Here is a 14,593-nt window from a genome sequence, read left to right on the forward strand (position 1 = left end):
ATGCAGAACCTATGGCCGTTGCTATTCCTGTTGGCCTGCCCGCTGATGATGGTCTTCATGATGCGCGGGATGCATGGCGGGGGTGACAAGGCCGGGCACGCGGGCACCGGGCACGACGACCACGTCCGTGACCCGGCCTCGGATAACGAACGGGACCGGCGCATTGCCGAGCTGGAGCACGAGATCGTCTCGTTGCGCAAGGACGACCCGGCCGAACCCGACGCCGTGCGCGGTGACGGGCACCGACGGTGACCCAGACGGCCCCGACCAGCCGGCTCCGTAGGCCGGGGGCCGATCACGAGGCCGAGATTCAAGCGCGGTTGCGCAAGGCCTCGGGACAGCTATCCGGGGTGGCGGGGATGCACGCCGATGGCCGGTACTGCGTGGACGTGCTCGACCAGCTGTCGGCGGTCAGCGCGGCCGTGGACGCGGTCGCGCTGCTGGTGCTCACCGACCACGTCAACTCGTGCGTGCGCGAAGCGATCGAGGCCGGCGACCCGGAGGAGAAGGTCGCCGAGCTCCTCGCCGCGCTCCGCCGCTACGTGCGCAACCACTGACCGACCGCTTCACCGGCCGGTCGTCGACGAAGGAGCCAGCAATGTCTGCACCGACGCCTGTCGCCGTCACGCCTTCTGGGGCGGCACCCCTCGCGGGAGATCATCCCAACCGCCTGCGCGCGCTGTGGAACGCGGTCACCGGCGCCCTCGGCGCTGTCCTCGGGCTTGCCCCACACGTGCTGCACCACATCGGGCTGCTGGCAGGAACGGCGCTGGTGGCCGGCTCCGGCGGCACAGCCCTGTTCGGCGCGATCGGCCTGGCGGCCTCGGTGCCGTTCCTGCTCCGCCTGTACCGGCGGTTCGGGTCGTGGCGGGCGCCGGCGATCGGCCTCGGAGTGTTTGCGGTGATGTTCTCGCTGTCCGCGTTCGTCCTGGGACCGGCGATCAGCGGCGGATCGGATTCGCCCGCGCCGTCGGCGCCCGGGGTGACCACCGACGAACACGGGCACTGACGAATCCTGTCTGAATGGAGCAGCGCCATGAACGCCTCCGACGTCTTGGTGATCGGTCTCGTCGCCGTGTCGAGCCTGTGCCTGGTGTGGTTCTTCTTCGGCTCGCGCCGCCCCGCGGCGCGGACCGAGCACCGGGACGGCGCCCAGCAGGTGACCGTAGTTGTGGCCGGCGGCTACACCCCGGCCCGCATCGAGGCCGTTGCCGGGGTCCCGCTGCGCATTGTCTTTGAGCGCCGGGAGTCCGGGGATTGCACCGGCCGGGTCGTGTTCGGCGATCTCAGGATCAGTCGCGCCCTGCCGGCGCACCAGCAGACCATCGTGGACCTCGGGCCGCTCGCCGCCGGGCACTACGGCTTCTCCTGCGCGATGAACATGATCCATGGCACCCTCGTCGTCGCTCCCGCCCCGGACGGCGAGCCGGCCCCGGCCCCGCCCACCGAGCAAAGCGCCATCAAGCAGGGCGTTGTCGAGGTGCCTGACGCCGCCGAGGTCGAGGCCGCCGACGCGGCGGCCGTCCGCGCGGAGATCGCCGACCTGTCCCGCCGGGTCACCCTCGGCGCTGTGCTCACGGCGCCCGTGCTGTTCGCGGTGATGGCGCACGAGGTCTTCAGCGCGGACTGGGTCCCGGCGCTCCTGCTGAACCGGTGGTGGCAGCTCGCGCTGATCGCCCCGGTGATGTTCTGGACCGGGTGGCCGGTGCACCGCACCGGCTGGCTCGCGCTGCGGCACCGGGCCGCGGACATGAACACCCTGATCACCCTGGGCACGTGCGCGGCCTTCGGCTACAGCCTGCTGGTCACCCTCGCCCCCGCCGCCGTGCCCGAGGACGTTCGCGAGGTGTACTACGAGGCGGTCGGGGTGATCCTTACCCTGATCCTGCTCGGCCGGCTGATCGAGACCAAAGCCAAGGCCGGCACGGGCGAGGCGATCCGCGCCCTGCTGGGCCTGCAGGCCCGCACCGCACACCTCGAACGGGACGGGATCGAGGTCGAGGTCGACGTCGCCGACGTGGCGCCCGGCGATGTCCTGATGGTCCGGCCCGGGGAAAGGATTCCGGTCGACGGCACCGTGCTGGACGGTTCCTCCGCGGTGGACGAGTCCATGGTGACCGGGGAGTCCATGCCGGTGACCAAGCGGTCCTGGGACGAGGTCATCGGCGCCACCGTCAACCAGACCGGGTCGCTGCGGATGCGCGCGGAACGCGTCGGCGCCGACACCGTGCTGGCCCAGGTCGTGCGGCTCGTGCAGTCCGCGCAGGCGTCCAAGGCCCCCATCCAGCGGGTGGCTGACGCCGCGTCAGCAGTGTTCGTCCCCGTCGTCATGCTCATCGCACTGGGCACGTTCGCGGTCTGGTACGTCGCCGGTCCTGCCCCGGCGTTCACCCTGGCCCTGGTCTCCGCGGTGTCGGTGCTGATCATCGCCTGCCCCTGCGCCCTGGGCCTGGCCACGCCGCTGTCGGTGATGGCCGGCACCGGCAAGGGCGCCCAGTCCGGCATCCTGATCCGCTCGGCCGAGGCGTTGGAGACCGCCCGCGGGCTGGACACGATCGTGCTGGACAAGACCGGCACCCTCACCGTCGGCGCCCCCACCCTCACCGACATCGACCCACTACCCGGCCAGGACCCGGACCAGATACTGCGCCTGGCCGCCGCTATCGAGGCCCGCTCGGAGCATCCCCTGGCCCGCGCCGTCGTCGCCGCCGCGCACGATCGTGGCCTGGCCGCGTCCGAGGTGACCGGCTTCGCCTCAGTCACCGGCCGCGGCATCCGCGGCCGGGTCGACGGGCGCGACGTCCTGGTCGGCACCCGGCTCCTCCTGACGGAGAACGGCATCGACCCGGCCCCGCTCGCCCCCGCCGCGGACCGCCTGGCCGACGAGGGCAAGACCGCCGTCCTGGTCGCCGTCGACGGCGCGCCCGCCGGGGTGCTGGCGATCGCCGACACCCTCAAGCCCGGCGCCGCCGAAGCCGTCGCCGCGCTGCGCGCCATGGGCCTGGAGGTGCACATGCTCACCGGGGACAACCCGCGCACCGCCGCCGCCATCGCCCGGGCGGTCGGCATCGACCACGTCCGCGCCGAGGTGCTACCCGAGCACAAGGCCGAGGAGATAGCCCGCCTCCAAGCCGCCGGGCACCGCGTCGGCATGGTCGGCGACGGCATCAACGACGCCCCCGCGCTCACCCAGGCCGACATCGGCCTGGCCATCGGGACCGGCACCGACGTCGCCATCGAGGCCGCCGACATCACGCTGATCTCCGGGGCCCTGCACGGTGTCGTCACGGCGATCGCGCTGTCCAAGGCCACCATGCGCAACATCCGTCAGAACCTGTTCCTGGCCCTGGTCTACAACGGAGTCGGGATCCCGATCGCCGCCGGTGTGCTCTATCCGGCCTTCGGCTGGCAGCTCTCGCCGATGATCGCCGGCGGGGCCATGGCCGCCTCGTCCCTGTCGGTGGTCGGCAACGCCAACCGGCTGGGCCGCTACCGCCCACCCGCTCCCGCCCCCGCCGGCCTGCCCCACCAGGGCGGCCAGGTCGCGGGACGCCAACCCGATCAGGATGGGCCGGTCCTCACCGCCCCGCCGGCAAGGAGTGCCTCATGAACCAGGACTACGGCCTGTGGTTCCTCGTCGTGTTCGACAGCGCCTTGATGATCTTCTTCGGGGCCAGCTTCTTCCACCCGCGCACCAAACGGGACTGGCGGGCGATGGGCGGGTACTCCGCGTTCATCGTGGCGCTGTTCACCGAGATGTACGGCGCCCCGCTGACGGTGTACCTGCTCTCCGGCTGGCTGGGCTCGCGGTTCCCGCAACTGGAGGCCACCCACTCCGGCGGGCACCTGTGGAACGACCTGATCGGCTGGTCCGGCGACCCGCACGTGTCCCCGTTCCACCTGGCCAGCTACGCCGTGCTGATCGGCGGCTTCATGCTCATCTCCGCCGGGTGGAAGGTGCTGCACGCCGCCGCCCAGCACGACGAGTTGGCCACCACCGGGCCCTACGCGTGGTTGCGCCACCCGCAGTACCTGGGCTTCCTGCTCATCATGATCGGGTTCCTGCTGCAGTGGCCCACCATCCCCACCCTGGTGATGTTCCCCGTCCTGGCCTACGTCTACGCCCGCCTCGCTCGCAGCGAAGAACGCGAAGTTGCCGCCCACTTCGGCGCGGAATGGGACGCCTATACCGCACGGGTCCGTCCCTACTTCCCACACCGCCCCCCAGCCCCGCCCGCAGCGCAGGGACCGACAGCCCGGCGAGACGACGACGCCCCGCTCACCCGCTAGACCCACCCGGCTCCTGCGGGCACCAGCGGGTCGAAGCCAGACCCTGCCACCCGTGCACCGAACTTCCAGACGGAGACCTCAGATGAGCACGATCAGCACCCCGACCACCACCCGGGGAACCTTGGCCGGCGCGAACACCCCGGCCCAGGCCGGCTCCACGGTGCTGGCCGCAGCCGGGATCGAGAAGTCCTACCAGCGGGGGATGTGGCCCTTCCGGCGCGCCCAGCCGGTGCTGCGCGGGGTGGACCTGACGGTGCGCCCGGGAGAGGTCGTCGGTCTGGTCGGGGAGAACGGGTCGGGCAAGTCCACGCTGATGAAGATCCTGGTCGGGCAGCTGGGCGCCGACGCCGGCACCGTGACGCACACCGGGCGGATGGGCTACTGCCCGCAGCAGCCGGTCGTCTACGAGCGGTTGACCTGCGATGAGCACATCGAGCTGTTCGCCCGCGCGTACCGGATGAGCCGCGCGGCGGAGCGGGCCTCCCGGGCCGAGCTCTACGCAGCGCTCGGCTTCGAGCGCTACGCCCGCACCCGCGCCGACCAGCTCTCCGGCGGCACGCTGGCCAAGCTGAACCTGACGCTGGCTCTGCTGGCCGACCCCGACCTGCTGCTGCTCGACGAGCCGTACGCGGGCTTCGACTGGGACACCTATCAGAAGTTCTGGACCCTCGTGGCCGAGCGGCGGGCCGCCGGGCGCGCGGTGCTGATCATCAGCCATTTCGTCGCCGACGAGCAGCGCTTCGACCGGATCATCGACCTGCGCGACGGGCTGGCCGTCCCGCGATGAGCGCCGCACCCTTTATCCGCCGCTTCCTGGCCGACTACGCCCGCAACCCGGTCAACCTGGTCGTCCTGGTGGTGGTACCGGTGATCTTCGTCGTTGTCGCCGCCGGGTCGATGGCCAACGCGGCCCGGGTACTCACCGGCAGCAGCGGGTCGGGAGTGCAGACCGCCAGTGCCGGCTGGGCGGCGGCGTTCCTGGCCGGCGTCGCCATGTACTTCCAGACCCGCGCCGCCCGGTCCGCGGATCGCCGCCTCGTCCTGGCCGGGCTCGCCCCCGCGAAGCTGGTGGCCGCCCGGGCCGGGACCGGCCTGATCCTGGCTCTCGGCGCCGCCACCGCCGCCCTGCTGGCCCTGGCCGCCCGCACCGGCATCGAGGACCCGGGGCGGGTGATCGCCGGCACCGTGATGTTCGCGGTGATCTACCTGGCGGTCGGCGCCCTGGTCGGAGTCCTCGTCGCGAACCCGACGAACGCGATGGTGACCATCCTCTTCATCTGGCTCCTCGACGTGGTCTTCGGCCCGGCGATGGGCTCACCGGACCGGGTGGCCACCCGCTGGTTCCCCACCCATTTCGTGACCTTGTGGATGATCGACCTGCCCTCCCGCCACGGCGGGCGCCCCGGTGACCTCGGCTGGGCCCTGGGCGTGACCCTCGCTGCCGTGGCAATCGCGTGGGCGGTACTCGCCGCCACCACCCGCCGCGCCCGCCCCGCCCCCCGCCCGACCGGGCAGATGGGCACCGCGCTGCGGATGGGATTGATCGGCTACCGGCGCAACCCAGTCCTGGGGATCCTGCTGGTCATCGTGCCGGTGGTGTTCATCCTGCTCGCCAAGGCGACCACCCAGCCAGGTCCGTTCACCCTGCCCCTGGCCGAGGACGGCAAGACCGTCCAGTACACCTTCTGGCTGCCCGACGTGCACGCCGGGACCATGGTCCCGATCGCCCTCGGCGCGCTGTCCGCCCTGGCCGGCCTGTTCGTCCTGACCGATGCCCGCGCCGGGGACCGGCGGCTGGTGCTCGCCGGGTTCCGCGCCCGCACCCTGCTCACCGCCCGGCTCGGAACCCTCGCGATGGCCGTGCTGCTGATCACCGTCGCCGCCCTCGCGGTCACCGCACTCGTGTTCGACCCCCGCCAGTGGCCCGGCTTCATCGCCGCCAGCGTCCTGGTGGCCGCCACCTACGGGTTGGTCGGGGTGGTCCTCGGCGCGATCTTCGGCCGCGTCGCCGGAGTCTTCATCGCCTTCCTCGTCCCGTTCCTGGACCTCGGCCTCGGCCAAAGCCCCATGCTCCGTCCCGAACCCGAACCCTGGGCATCGGTGCTGCCCGGCTACGGCGCCAGCCGCGTTCTGCTCGACACCGGCCTGACCAACCACTTCGACCAGACCGGCCCCTTACTCGCCGCACTGGCCTGGTTGGTCGGTCTCGCCCTCACCGCCACCGCCCTGTTCCACCGATCCATGCCGACAGCCCCTGCCCGTCCGGGCGAACCGGGCTCCGAAACCCGAGGACGAGCAGCCGGCGACGGATCACGACAGACCGACCCCGACGACTCGTCCACTCCGATGACCCACGCCCGAATTCCCGGCGCCCCGCGTCCAGACGAAAGGCGAGCACCTGTGAGTAGCCGATAGCCGTGAATGGGCCCGGTGCCGCTCGCGCAAGCACAGGCCGCCACCAAATCCGGGGCGGTGCACGTGACGAACGCGGCGCCCGCAGGCATCTAGGGGCGTCCGCCCCTAACGCGTGCCCGGCTGGGTCCCCCATGCTGGATGACGAAAGGCGCGACAGCAGGTATGGCTGAAGGAGCTCAGGCGTCCACAAGCGGTCACCAGACCTGCTTCATGATCACCGCGGCGAACGCCCCAGCACCAGCGTCGGCGGTCGCCACCAGTTCCCGCCAGCCGCGCTGCGTGGTGGTCGTGCACGACCCGAGGAGCCGAACGCGTCCACAACTCGTCATCGTAGGCGCCGCCCTGATCGTCGGGACCGGGGCGGTCTCGACAGACAACGGGCTGGTCCGCGCCCGCAACCGGGTCGATGCAGCGTGGTCGCACATCACTGTGCAGCTGTGGCGGCGCTACGACTTGATCGCCAACCTGGTCGAAACGGACAAGGCTTATGCGGCACACGAGAAGGCCACCTTCGAGGCAGTGACCGCGGCACGGTCAGGCGCCATGAACACCCAAGGGAGAGGTGACCCGGCCAAGTCCGCCGTAACGAACAACATCCTCACCGACACGCTCAAGACCCTGTTCGCCGTGGCGGAGGCCTGCCCCGGCCTGAAGGCGAACCAGAACCTTCTCGCGCGGCAGTCGACATCACGCCGACCGGACGGCCCGACATCGCAGACACCCTGCATGGCGCGTCAGCCGACCTGCCGATGACATCGACACCGTTGTGGCTGTGGGTCACCTTCGTCGCCGTCGTCACCGTCGCCTTGGCCGTGGACCTGCTGGCCCACCGCAGGAATCGAGTCATCGGCTTCGCCGAAGCGGCCCGGTGGAGCATCGTGTGGGTGAGCGCAGGCCTCGCCTTCGGCGGGCTTGTCACGGCCGTGCGCGGTACCGACGCCGGCGTGGAATACACGAGCGCGTGGCTGCTGGAGAAAAGCCTGTCAGTGGACAACCTGTTCGTCTTCGCCCTGATCTTCGCCCACTTCGGCGTCCCACGGCAGTACCAACACCGCGTGTTGTTCTTCGGCGTGCTCGGCGCACTGGTCTTCCGCGCGGTCTTCCTATCCCTCGGCGTCGCCGTCGTGTCCCGGTTCACCGTGATCCTGTTCGTCTTCGCCGCCCTGCTTATCTGGAGCGCGGCAAGGCTCAGCCGCGGGCAAAAACAGCAGTTCGACCCCGCCCGAAGCCTCGGCATCCGCCTACTGCGTCGGCTCGTGCCCGTCCGCGACACCTACGCCGGGTCGGCCTTCTTCGTCCGCGAGACCGGGCGCCTTGTCGCCACACCGCTCCTCGCCGTCGTCGCTGCCGTGGAAGCCGCCGACCTGATGTTCGCAATCGACAGCGTGCCCGCTGTACTGGCCGTCAGCAGCGATCCGTTCATCGTCTACACCAGCAACGTCTTTGCCATCCTCGGACTGCGGGCGCTGTACTTCCTGCTCGACGGACTGCTGGCCAGATTCCGGCTGTTGAGCAGAGGACTGGCGCTCATTCTGGCCTTCATCGGCGTGAAGCTCGCCCTGCAGGCAGCGCACAAGAGCATCAGCCCCAACGTTCCCGAAATACCCTCGCCCCTGAGTCTGACCGTCATCATCGCGGTGTTGACCACCAGCCTCGCCTGGAGTCTGCTGCGGCCCGCGCCGACGTCAGTGTCCCAACCAGTCACATGCGAACCGCACGGCGCCACGTGCGATTGCCTGCACCGCGACCGTCGACGCCGCCATCCCTCGGCACCGGAACGATGACCCGCCCGGCTCGGTCGAGTTCGGCCTGTCCCGCAATTGCGGACGAGCGACCAAGGTGTGCCGACTGGCTCTCGCGACGGAGAGCCCTTTACTACTTGACCCTGCCCTGCGTCCCGCCGATCCCTTCGGTCGCCGCAGGCGCTGGCCGGGACGGCACGTGATCGATCCCTGGGGATGGGCGACGCTCGCAATCATGGGACCCGCTACCGGGGCGGGCTTGCCAGGGACGCCTGCCCGCGGCGAGCTCGAGGCGCAGCGGAGCCGCCGCGACGTGGACGATCGCGCCCCGACAATCCCTGAAAGGGCCCGGTCTCGCTCGCGCAAGCACGTGCCCGCCGAGACATGGTGTCAGTTGCGCGCCGCCGTGCCGGGCTGACGACGAACATCGCCGTCGCGCTCATCACAGATGGAGGCAACGCATGCGCGCGATCTCGCGGATGCCTACCACCGCCTGCGTTGGTCACACCGCGCATGGACGCATGCCAGGTTCGCGCCCGACCCCACCGGGACGGGCGGATCGGCCTGCGAAGCAGCAGCTCGTCGCTGTACTTCTCGGTACCGCCACGACTCTCACGGGCGCTGCGCGAAGACTGCGGTCGCGCATCCTGCCCCCCCAAGGCTGGTCGAAGGCCCATAGGTATATGGGGCGTTCGCCCCTGACGCGTGCCCGACTGACTGCCCAGGCTGGATAGCGAAAGGTGCGACAGCAGGGATGGCTGAAGGAATTCAGGTGTGCGCAGGCGGTCACCAGACCTGCTTCATGGTCAAAATGGCGAGCGTCCCGGCAACAGCGTCGGCGCTCGCCACCCGTTCCCGCCAGCCGCGCCCCCACCTGGTCGTGCCCAATCCGAGGAGTCGAGCGTGTCCACTGTATTCGTGATCGTAGGCATCGTCCTGGTCGTCGTCGCCGTGGCGGTCCTGGCATACAACGGGCTCGTTCGCGCCCGCAATCGGGTCGATGCAGCGTGGTCGCAGATCACCGTGCAGCTGAAGCGGCGCTACGACCTGATCCCCAACCTGGTCGAGACAGTTAAGGGCTACGCGGCGCACGAGAAGGGCACCTTCGAGGCGGTGACCGCGGCACGGGCAGGCGCGCTGAGCGCCCAGACCAGCGGGGATCCGGTCAAGTCCGCAGCGGCGGACAACATCCTTACCAGCACGCTCAAGACGCTGTTCGCAGTGGCGGAGGCCTACCCCGAGTTGAAGGCGAACCAGAACTTCCTGGCGCTGCAGGAGGAACTGGCCTCGACCGAGAACCGGGTGGCCGCATCGCGCCAATTCTTCAACGACAGCGTGCTGTACTACAACACCAAGATCCAAAAATTCCCCGGCAACCTGATGGCCGCCGCGATGCACTTTACGACCCGCACGTTCTTCAACGTGCCCGACGCCGAACAGGTCGACGTCGCGCCCACGGTCCGGTTCTGATCGACATGACGCCGACCGGACGACCCCGCGTCGCGGGCGCGCTGCATGGTGCGTCAGTCGACCTCCTCACCGGCGCCGAAAGCCATCAGGTCGCACGACGGAGGGACCGCGATGCGTGAGCGTCAGGACCTGTGGGCGCAGGTGGCCGGGAACAAACGGCGGACCTTCTATCTCATGGCCGGCTTCGCCGTGTTCATCACCGCCGTGGTCGCCGCCTTCGATCTGCTGGTCGCCGGCGGGCCGGTGCTCATCGCCGTAGCCGTCGTGGTGGTGGTGGCGATGATGTGGGGCGGGTACTTCTATTCCGACCGGGTCGCCATCGCTGCCGCCCACGCCCGTGAGGCCGATGTTGATGAGTACCGACAACTCCACAACATCATCGAGGAACTCTGCATCGCCAGCGGCCTGCCCAAGCCCCGTGTCTACATCGTCGACGACCCCGCGCCCAACGCCTTCGCCACTGGCCGGAACCCGGCGCACGCCGCAGTGGCGGTCACCACCGGCCTCCTCGAGATCATGGACCGCGCCGAACTCGAAGGTGTGCTCTCCCATGAGCTCAGCCACATCCAGAACTACGACATCCTCGTCGGCACCGTGGCAGTGACCTTGGTCGGCTTCGTCGCGCTCCTGAGCGACTTCGGGCTGCGCATGCTGCTGTTCGGCGGCCGGCGCCGCGACAACGACCGGGATGGCACCGCCATCTACATCGCCGCCCTGTCTGTCGTCTTCATCATCTTGGCCCCCCTCGGGGCGAAGGCGATGCAGCTTGCGATCTCAAGGCGCCGGGAGTCGCTCGCTGACGTTTCCGGCGTCGGCATCAGCCGCAATCCTCAAGGCCTCATCGCGGCCTTGGAGAAGCTTCGCGACAACACCGCGATCGTCGCCCACGCTCCCGCCGCCACCGCGCACATGTGGATCGAGTCACCTCTCGACAAGCAATCCAAGGGCGCGCACGGCTGGTTCAACCGACTGTTCCAGACCCATCCACCGCTCGAGGACCGCATCGCAGTGCTCCGCGAAGTGGCCGGCAACTCGCCAGTCGCGCGGTGACCGAGGGTTCGCCCAAAACAAAGGTGTAGCCGGCCGCAACAACGCGGTCGCACGAATCGCGCGTTATCTGGGGCCTTTGGCGCCCGGTCACTTGCGCGCTCATGGTCGATGGCCGCACGTTTGGTGGCCGCGGAGGAATTCTCGGATCCCCGGCGCGACGGCCTTCGCGAGGTCTTCGGCCGTCTTCAGGTCGGCACGGATACCGACCGGCGCCAGCTTGCCGTTCTGCAGCGCGTCAACGGCCTGGGTCGCTGTACGGGCTGGATGGCGGGGGTCGCCGCCGGCGAAGATCAGCGTCGGGGCCGTGATGCTTGCGAGATCCGCTACGTCACGAAAGGCACGGTCCCGGCCGGTCGCCGCTGCCGCGGCGACGCTGGCGGCATCAGTTCGCGGCAGCGCCTCCCGCACCAAGTTCGCGATCAGCGGCTGCAGGTACGGCAGGTAGCGCTCCCATCCCGCCGCGACGCCGCGGGCGCGCACCACCTCCGCGAACCGATCCATCAGTGCGGTCTCGGCGGCCCTCGCTTCGTCGTCCTCGATCTCCTCCAAGCTCACCACGATCAGTCCTCCGACTCTGCTCGGGTGGGACAGGCCAGCCCGCAGCGCGATAGTCCCGCCCAGGCCGGTCCCGCCGACCACGGCTCGGTCGGTCTGCAGAAAGTCGATGAGCGAAACGACGTCGGCGGCGTACTGGTCCCAGGTGTGACGCGCCGGATCCGCGCACCGGGAGCGCCCGTAACCGCGCACATCCGGCAGGGCAACCGTGTACTCGTCCGCCAGTCGCGCCGCCAGCGGAAGCAGACTGCGGTGGTCGGGCCCACCGCCGTGCAACAGGAGGACCAACGGACCTTCACCCTGCACGGACGCGTAGAGAAGGCAGCCGTCCGATCCGGCGTAGGCCAGCGTTCGATCCTCCACGGCGTAACCCTATTTCTTCCAATCTTGCGGAGCGCGACCCTCGGGTCGGGGAGCGTCGGGGCCGAGAACGTTCTTCGGGGCTGCGGCGTCTTAACGGCATGCAGAAGAGGGCGGGGGGCGAGATGGGAGATCTGATCCACAACTCCGACCGGCGTCGGCATGGTGACGTGCGAGCACCGGCGCCGAGCGCGGAGGAGCATGCCCGGGTCCGGGCCGTGCTCTACCTGAACGGCCTGCGCGGCGCCGACCTCGACGACGCGGCTCAGGACGTCGCCATGCGCATGGTCGAGCACGCGCCCACGGTGAGCAGCCGCAACGCCTGGGCGTGCGCGGTGGCCACCCGGATCGCCCTGGATCGGCACCGCTCCCGCCGACGCGGCACCGCCGCTCTGGCCCGGCTACGCCTGCGCGGGACGAGCAGTTACAGCGATCCCGACGTCGCGCTGCGGGAATCCGTGCGGGCCGCGTTGCGCAAGCTCGATCCCGACCTGCGGGCGACGGTGGTCCTGCGCTACTTCGCCGACCTCCCGGTCGGCGAGATCGCTGTGCTCCTCGGCGTCGCCGAGGGCACGGTCAAATCCCGGCTGCATCGGGCCGCCGGGATCCTGCGACTGGAACTGGGGGAATCGTGACCGAGGACAACGTCGACGAGCTCGACGCGCTGGCGGCGGATCGCCTGCGCCGCGGTCTGATGCTCTTGGCCGAGGAAGCCGACGGCACCCCTGCGCCGTCGAGGCGACCCCACTGGCAGCCTGCGGTCGTGCTGGGCGCCGCGGCAGCCATTGTCGCGCTCACGGTCGGAATCGGCACGAAGGTGCTCTCGGACGACGCCCCACCCACCACGCTCGCGGAGGAGGCGCCTGGGACGACACTGCCGGGTGCGGCGCAGCCGGACGCCAGCAGACCAGCCGCCATGAGCATCTCCTACGACCTGCGCCGCCTGGTCGCTGAGTCGCCGCGTGTGGTTGTCGGGACCATCGTCGAGGTGAAGCGAGGATCGCTGGACTCCGATGGCGGTCTGGACTACATCATCGGGACCGTGAGGGTGGAGGAGATGCTGCGCGGCCCTGCGGTCGAGGAGATCGCGGCCTTCGACTACGACTACGGCACCGCCATCACCTCGGGGCCGGCCCTGGGGGCCGCCCTGGTTCCGGGCTCCCGCGTGCTGTTGTTCCTCGCCGACGCCACCGGAACTGTGCACGAGAACATTAAGCCGCAGCACTGGCAGGTCACCGGCGGAGCTCAGGGGCTGTACGCCATGGACGGTGCTGATCCGAACGCGCCCTTCAGCCTTGACCAGGTGCGCGCCGAGATCAGACGCGCAGAGGGCTGACGCGTGACGGATACCCCGGTACCGTATGGATATGGAGCCGGAAGAGAGCACCCCGCACAGCTACACCGACGACAAGGCCGCCTACCTCAAGCGGTTGCGCCGCGTCGAAGGTCAGGTCCGCGGGATCGCGCGGATGATCGAGGGGGACGAGTACTGCATCGACATCCTCACGCAGGTCTCAGCCGCGACCAGCGCCCTGGAGTCCGTGGCACTACGCCTGCTCGAGGATCACCTCAGACACTGTGTCGTGCATGCCGCAGCTGATGGCGGCCCACTGGCTGAGGCAAAGCTGGCGGAGGCAACCGCTGCGATCAAGCGCCTGGTCCGATCCTGACTTCGGCCGCGCATGCCACATACCCTAATGGGGTATAGGTTGAGTAGGTCGTCCGGAAGGGGTTGCCGTGCCAACTAGTACGTATCGCGTTGAGGGAATGACCTGCGGTCACTGCGTTGCCGCCGTCACAGCGGAGCTGAGCAAGTTGCCCGGGGTCGAAGACGTCGGGGTCGATCTCGTGCCGGACGGGATCTCGACAGTCACCGTGACCGGCGAGGGCGCGCCGGAACTGGACCAGGTACGAGCGGCCATCGACGAAGCGGGCTACGCCCTGGCGGACAAACCGGGCTGAACCCAGGCCGACGGCGTCCATGGCGCGTTGACGGCCGCAAGCGGGTCGATGGTCACGCAGCACCGCATGTCGCCCCGCATCGTCGTCCCTCCGGCAAGCTGCCCGGGATGCCTCCGCAGCGCGTCGGATCTCGCCGCGAGCGCCCAGTCAGTTCGAAATCGGGAGTTCGGCACCATCAGTCGTCAGCGTGGGCTCCCGTCCCGGCCCACCGTGTCGAGTCCCACGACGGCGCGGGCGGCCGGGTCGGCCTTACGGAGCGAGACGATCTCGCGCTCTAGGTCTGCGATTCGCCGGTCGCGCTCGTCGTCGGTCTCCCGGCGCGCGTCGCTCGGGGCCATGTGCCCGCTGTGCCCCTTCCCGCCGCCCATCCCGCGCATCAAGAAGATCATCATCAGCGGGCAGGCCAGCAGGATCAGCCACGGCAACAGGTTCTGCATCGTCCTCACGTCCCTTTCTTGAATCGTCAGGCCGTCGGGCCGGTGCCGTGCAGCATTTCGCGGCGGCGGGTGAATTCGTCCTCGTCGATCTCCCCGCGGGCGAACCGTTCCGCCAGGACTCCACCCGGCGTCGCGGACGGTGAGGTCTCATCGGTGCCACGGGGGTTTGGGCCAGCGCCAATGCGGGCCACAGCCACATGATCAGCGCGATCAGCCCGCCCAGGAACAGCAGCTCGACCCGGTCGCAGAAGCCCGCCAGGGCTTCATCATCACCGCCATCGCTGTCCAGTGCCACACGCCCCAGTCGCCGTT

18 protein-coding genes are annotated in these 14,593 nt (G+C 69.8%); 15 read left to right on the top strand and 3 right to left on the bottom strand.

Annotation, left to right across the window (positions count from 1 at the left end; all coding sequences use genetic code 11):
* The 11 genes from SPOPO_RS34110 to SPOPO_RS0102340 all read left to right on the top strand — a co-directional run bounded on the left by SPOPO_RS34110 (nucleotide 1) and on the right by SPOPO_RS0102340 (nucleotide 10,967).
* Nucleotides 1–252, top strand: a complete 252-nt coding sequence (locus tag SPOPO_RS34110) for a DUF2933 domain-containing protein (RefSeq protein ID WP_156869498.1) — start codon at nucleotides 1–3, stop codon at nucleotides 250–252.
* Nucleotides 249–557, top strand: coding sequence for a metal-sensitive transcriptional regulator (locus SPOPO_RS35815; protein WP_033384870.1), 309 nt, complete (start codon nucleotides 249–251; stop codon nucleotides 555–557). Before SPOPO_RS34110 ends, SPOPO_RS35815 begins: the two co-directional genes overlap by 4 nt.
* 41 nt (nucleotides 558–598) lie before the next feature.
* Complete coding sequence (locus SPOPO_RS27215; protein ID WP_211210837.1) at nucleotides 599–1,009, top strand: hypothetical protein; 411 nt, start codon at nucleotides 599–601, stop codon at nucleotides 1,007–1,009.
* A 27-nt stretch (nucleotides 1,010–1,036) separates the two neighbouring features.
* Nucleotides 1,037–3,610: a heavy metal translocating P-type ATPase gene (locus SPOPO_RS27220; RefSeq protein ID WP_019873165.1), complete on the top strand. Its 2,574-nt coding sequence runs from the start codon at nucleotides 1,037–1,039 to the stop codon at nucleotides 3,608–3,610.
* Nucleotides 3,607–4,290 carry a methyltransferase family protein gene (locus tag SPOPO_RS27225; protein ID WP_019873166.1) on the top strand — a complete coding sequence of 228 codons (684 nt, stop codon included), beginning with the start codon at nucleotides 3,607–3,609 and terminating at the stop codon, nucleotides 4,288–4,290. The genes SPOPO_RS27220 and SPOPO_RS27225 overlap by 4 nt, the downstream gene beginning before the upstream one ends.
* 82 nt (nucleotides 4,291–4,372) lie before the next feature.
* Nucleotides 4,373–5,077 carry an ATP-binding cassette domain-containing protein gene (locus tag SPOPO_RS0102310; protein ID WP_019873167.1) on the top strand — a complete coding sequence of 235 codons (705 nt, stop codon included), beginning with the start codon at nucleotides 4,373–4,375 and terminating at the stop codon, nucleotides 5,075–5,077.
* The gene (locus SPOPO_RS0102315) at nucleotides 5,074–6,705 is read left to right on the top strand and encodes an ABC transporter permease (protein ID WP_019873168.1); all 1,632 of its coding nucleotides are present in this window, start codon (nucleotides 5,074–5,076) and stop codon (nucleotides 6,703–6,705) included. The genes SPOPO_RS0102310 and SPOPO_RS0102315 overlap by 4 nt, the downstream gene beginning before the upstream one ends.
* Before the next feature lie 210 nt (nucleotides 6,706–6,915).
* Nucleotides 6,916–7,458 (top strand): LemA family protein, encoded by a 543-nt coding sequence (locus tag SPOPO_RS33490; protein ID WP_084671623.1) that lies wholly within the window; start codon nucleotides 6,916–6,918, stop codon nucleotides 7,456–7,458.
* Nucleotides 7,455–8,489, top strand: coding sequence for a TerC family protein (locus SPOPO_RS27230; protein WP_033384872.1), 1,035 nt, complete (start codon nucleotides 7,455–7,457; stop codon nucleotides 8,487–8,489). The genes SPOPO_RS33490 and SPOPO_RS27230 overlap by 4 nt, the downstream gene beginning before the upstream one ends.
* 861 nt (nucleotides 8,490–9,350) lie before the next feature.
* Nucleotides 9,351–9,917, top strand: a complete 567-nt coding sequence (locus SPOPO_RS0102335) for a LemA family protein (protein WP_033384874.1) — start codon at nucleotides 9,351–9,353, stop codon at nucleotides 9,915–9,917.
* Nucleotides 9,918–10,028: 111 nt separating this feature from the next.
* The gene (locus SPOPO_RS0102340; RefSeq protein WP_019873173.1) at nucleotides 10,029–10,967 is read left to right on the top strand and encodes a M48 family metalloprotease; all 939 of its coding nucleotides are present in this window, start codon (nucleotides 10,029–10,031) and stop codon (nucleotides 10,965–10,967) included.
* Nucleotides 10,968–11,066: 99 nt separating this feature from the next.
* On the opposite strand, the gene SPOPO_RS0102345 is transcribed toward SPOPO_RS0102340, so the two are convergent.
* Nucleotides 11,067–11,885, bottom strand: coding sequence for an alpha/beta fold hydrolase (locus SPOPO_RS0102345; RefSeq protein WP_019873174.1), 819 nt, complete (start codon nucleotides 11,883–11,885; stop codon nucleotides 11,067–11,069).
* A 167-nt stretch (nucleotides 11,886–12,052) separates the two neighbouring features.
* Between SPOPO_RS0102345 and SPOPO_RS0102350 the strand changes: the two genes are divergently transcribed.
* The 4 genes from SPOPO_RS0102350 (at nucleotide 12,053) to SPOPO_RS0102365 (ending at nucleotide 13,844) form a co-directional block, all read left to right on the top strand.
* Nucleotides 12,053–12,517 carry an RNA polymerase sigma factor gene (locus SPOPO_RS0102350; RefSeq protein ID WP_028984457.1) on the top strand — a complete coding sequence of 155 codons (465 nt, stop codon included), beginning with the start codon at nucleotides 12,053–12,055 and terminating at the stop codon, nucleotides 12,515–12,517.
* Nucleotides 12,514–13,218 carry a hypothetical protein gene (locus SPOPO_RS0102355; RefSeq protein ID WP_019873176.1) on the top strand — a complete coding sequence of 235 codons (705 nt, stop codon included), beginning with the start codon at nucleotides 12,514–12,516 and terminating at the stop codon, nucleotides 13,216–13,218. Before SPOPO_RS0102350 ends, SPOPO_RS0102355 begins: the two co-directional genes overlap by 4 nt.
* A 25-nt stretch (nucleotides 13,219–13,243) precedes the next feature.
* Complete coding sequence (locus SPOPO_RS0102360; protein WP_019873177.1) at nucleotides 13,244–13,552, top strand: metal-sensitive transcriptional regulator; 309 nt, start codon at nucleotides 13,244–13,246, stop codon at nucleotides 13,550–13,552.
* Between the two features lie 67 nt (nucleotides 13,553–13,619).
* Nucleotides 13,620–13,844 (top strand): heavy-metal-associated domain-containing protein, encoded by a 225-nt coding sequence (locus SPOPO_RS0102365; RefSeq protein WP_028984458.1) that lies wholly within the window; start codon nucleotides 13,620–13,622, stop codon nucleotides 13,842–13,844.
* A 182-nt stretch (nucleotides 13,845–14,026) separates the two neighbouring features.
* Here the strand turns inward: SPOPO_RS0102365 and SPOPO_RS27235 are convergent, their stop codons facing one another.
* Nucleotides 14,027–14,281, bottom strand: a complete 255-nt coding sequence (locus SPOPO_RS27235; protein WP_156870360.1) for a DUF2933 domain-containing protein — start codon at nucleotides 14,279–14,281, stop codon at nucleotides 14,027–14,029.
* A 26-nt stretch (nucleotides 14,282–14,307) separates the two neighbouring features.
* Nucleotides 14,308–14,478: an SHOCT domain-containing protein gene (locus SPOPO_RS36005; RefSeq protein ID WP_342672887.1), complete on the bottom strand. Its 171-nt coding sequence runs from the start codon at nucleotides 14,476–14,478 to the stop codon at nucleotides 14,308–14,310.
* Nucleotides 14,479–14,593: the final 115 nt, after the last annotated feature.

Origin of the sequence: Sporichthya polymorpha DSM 43042 (genome assembly GCF_000384115.1) — a bacterium.
Lineage (GTDB): Bacteria > Actinomycetota > Actinomycetes > Sporichthyales > Sporichthyaceae > Sporichthya > Sporichthya polymorpha.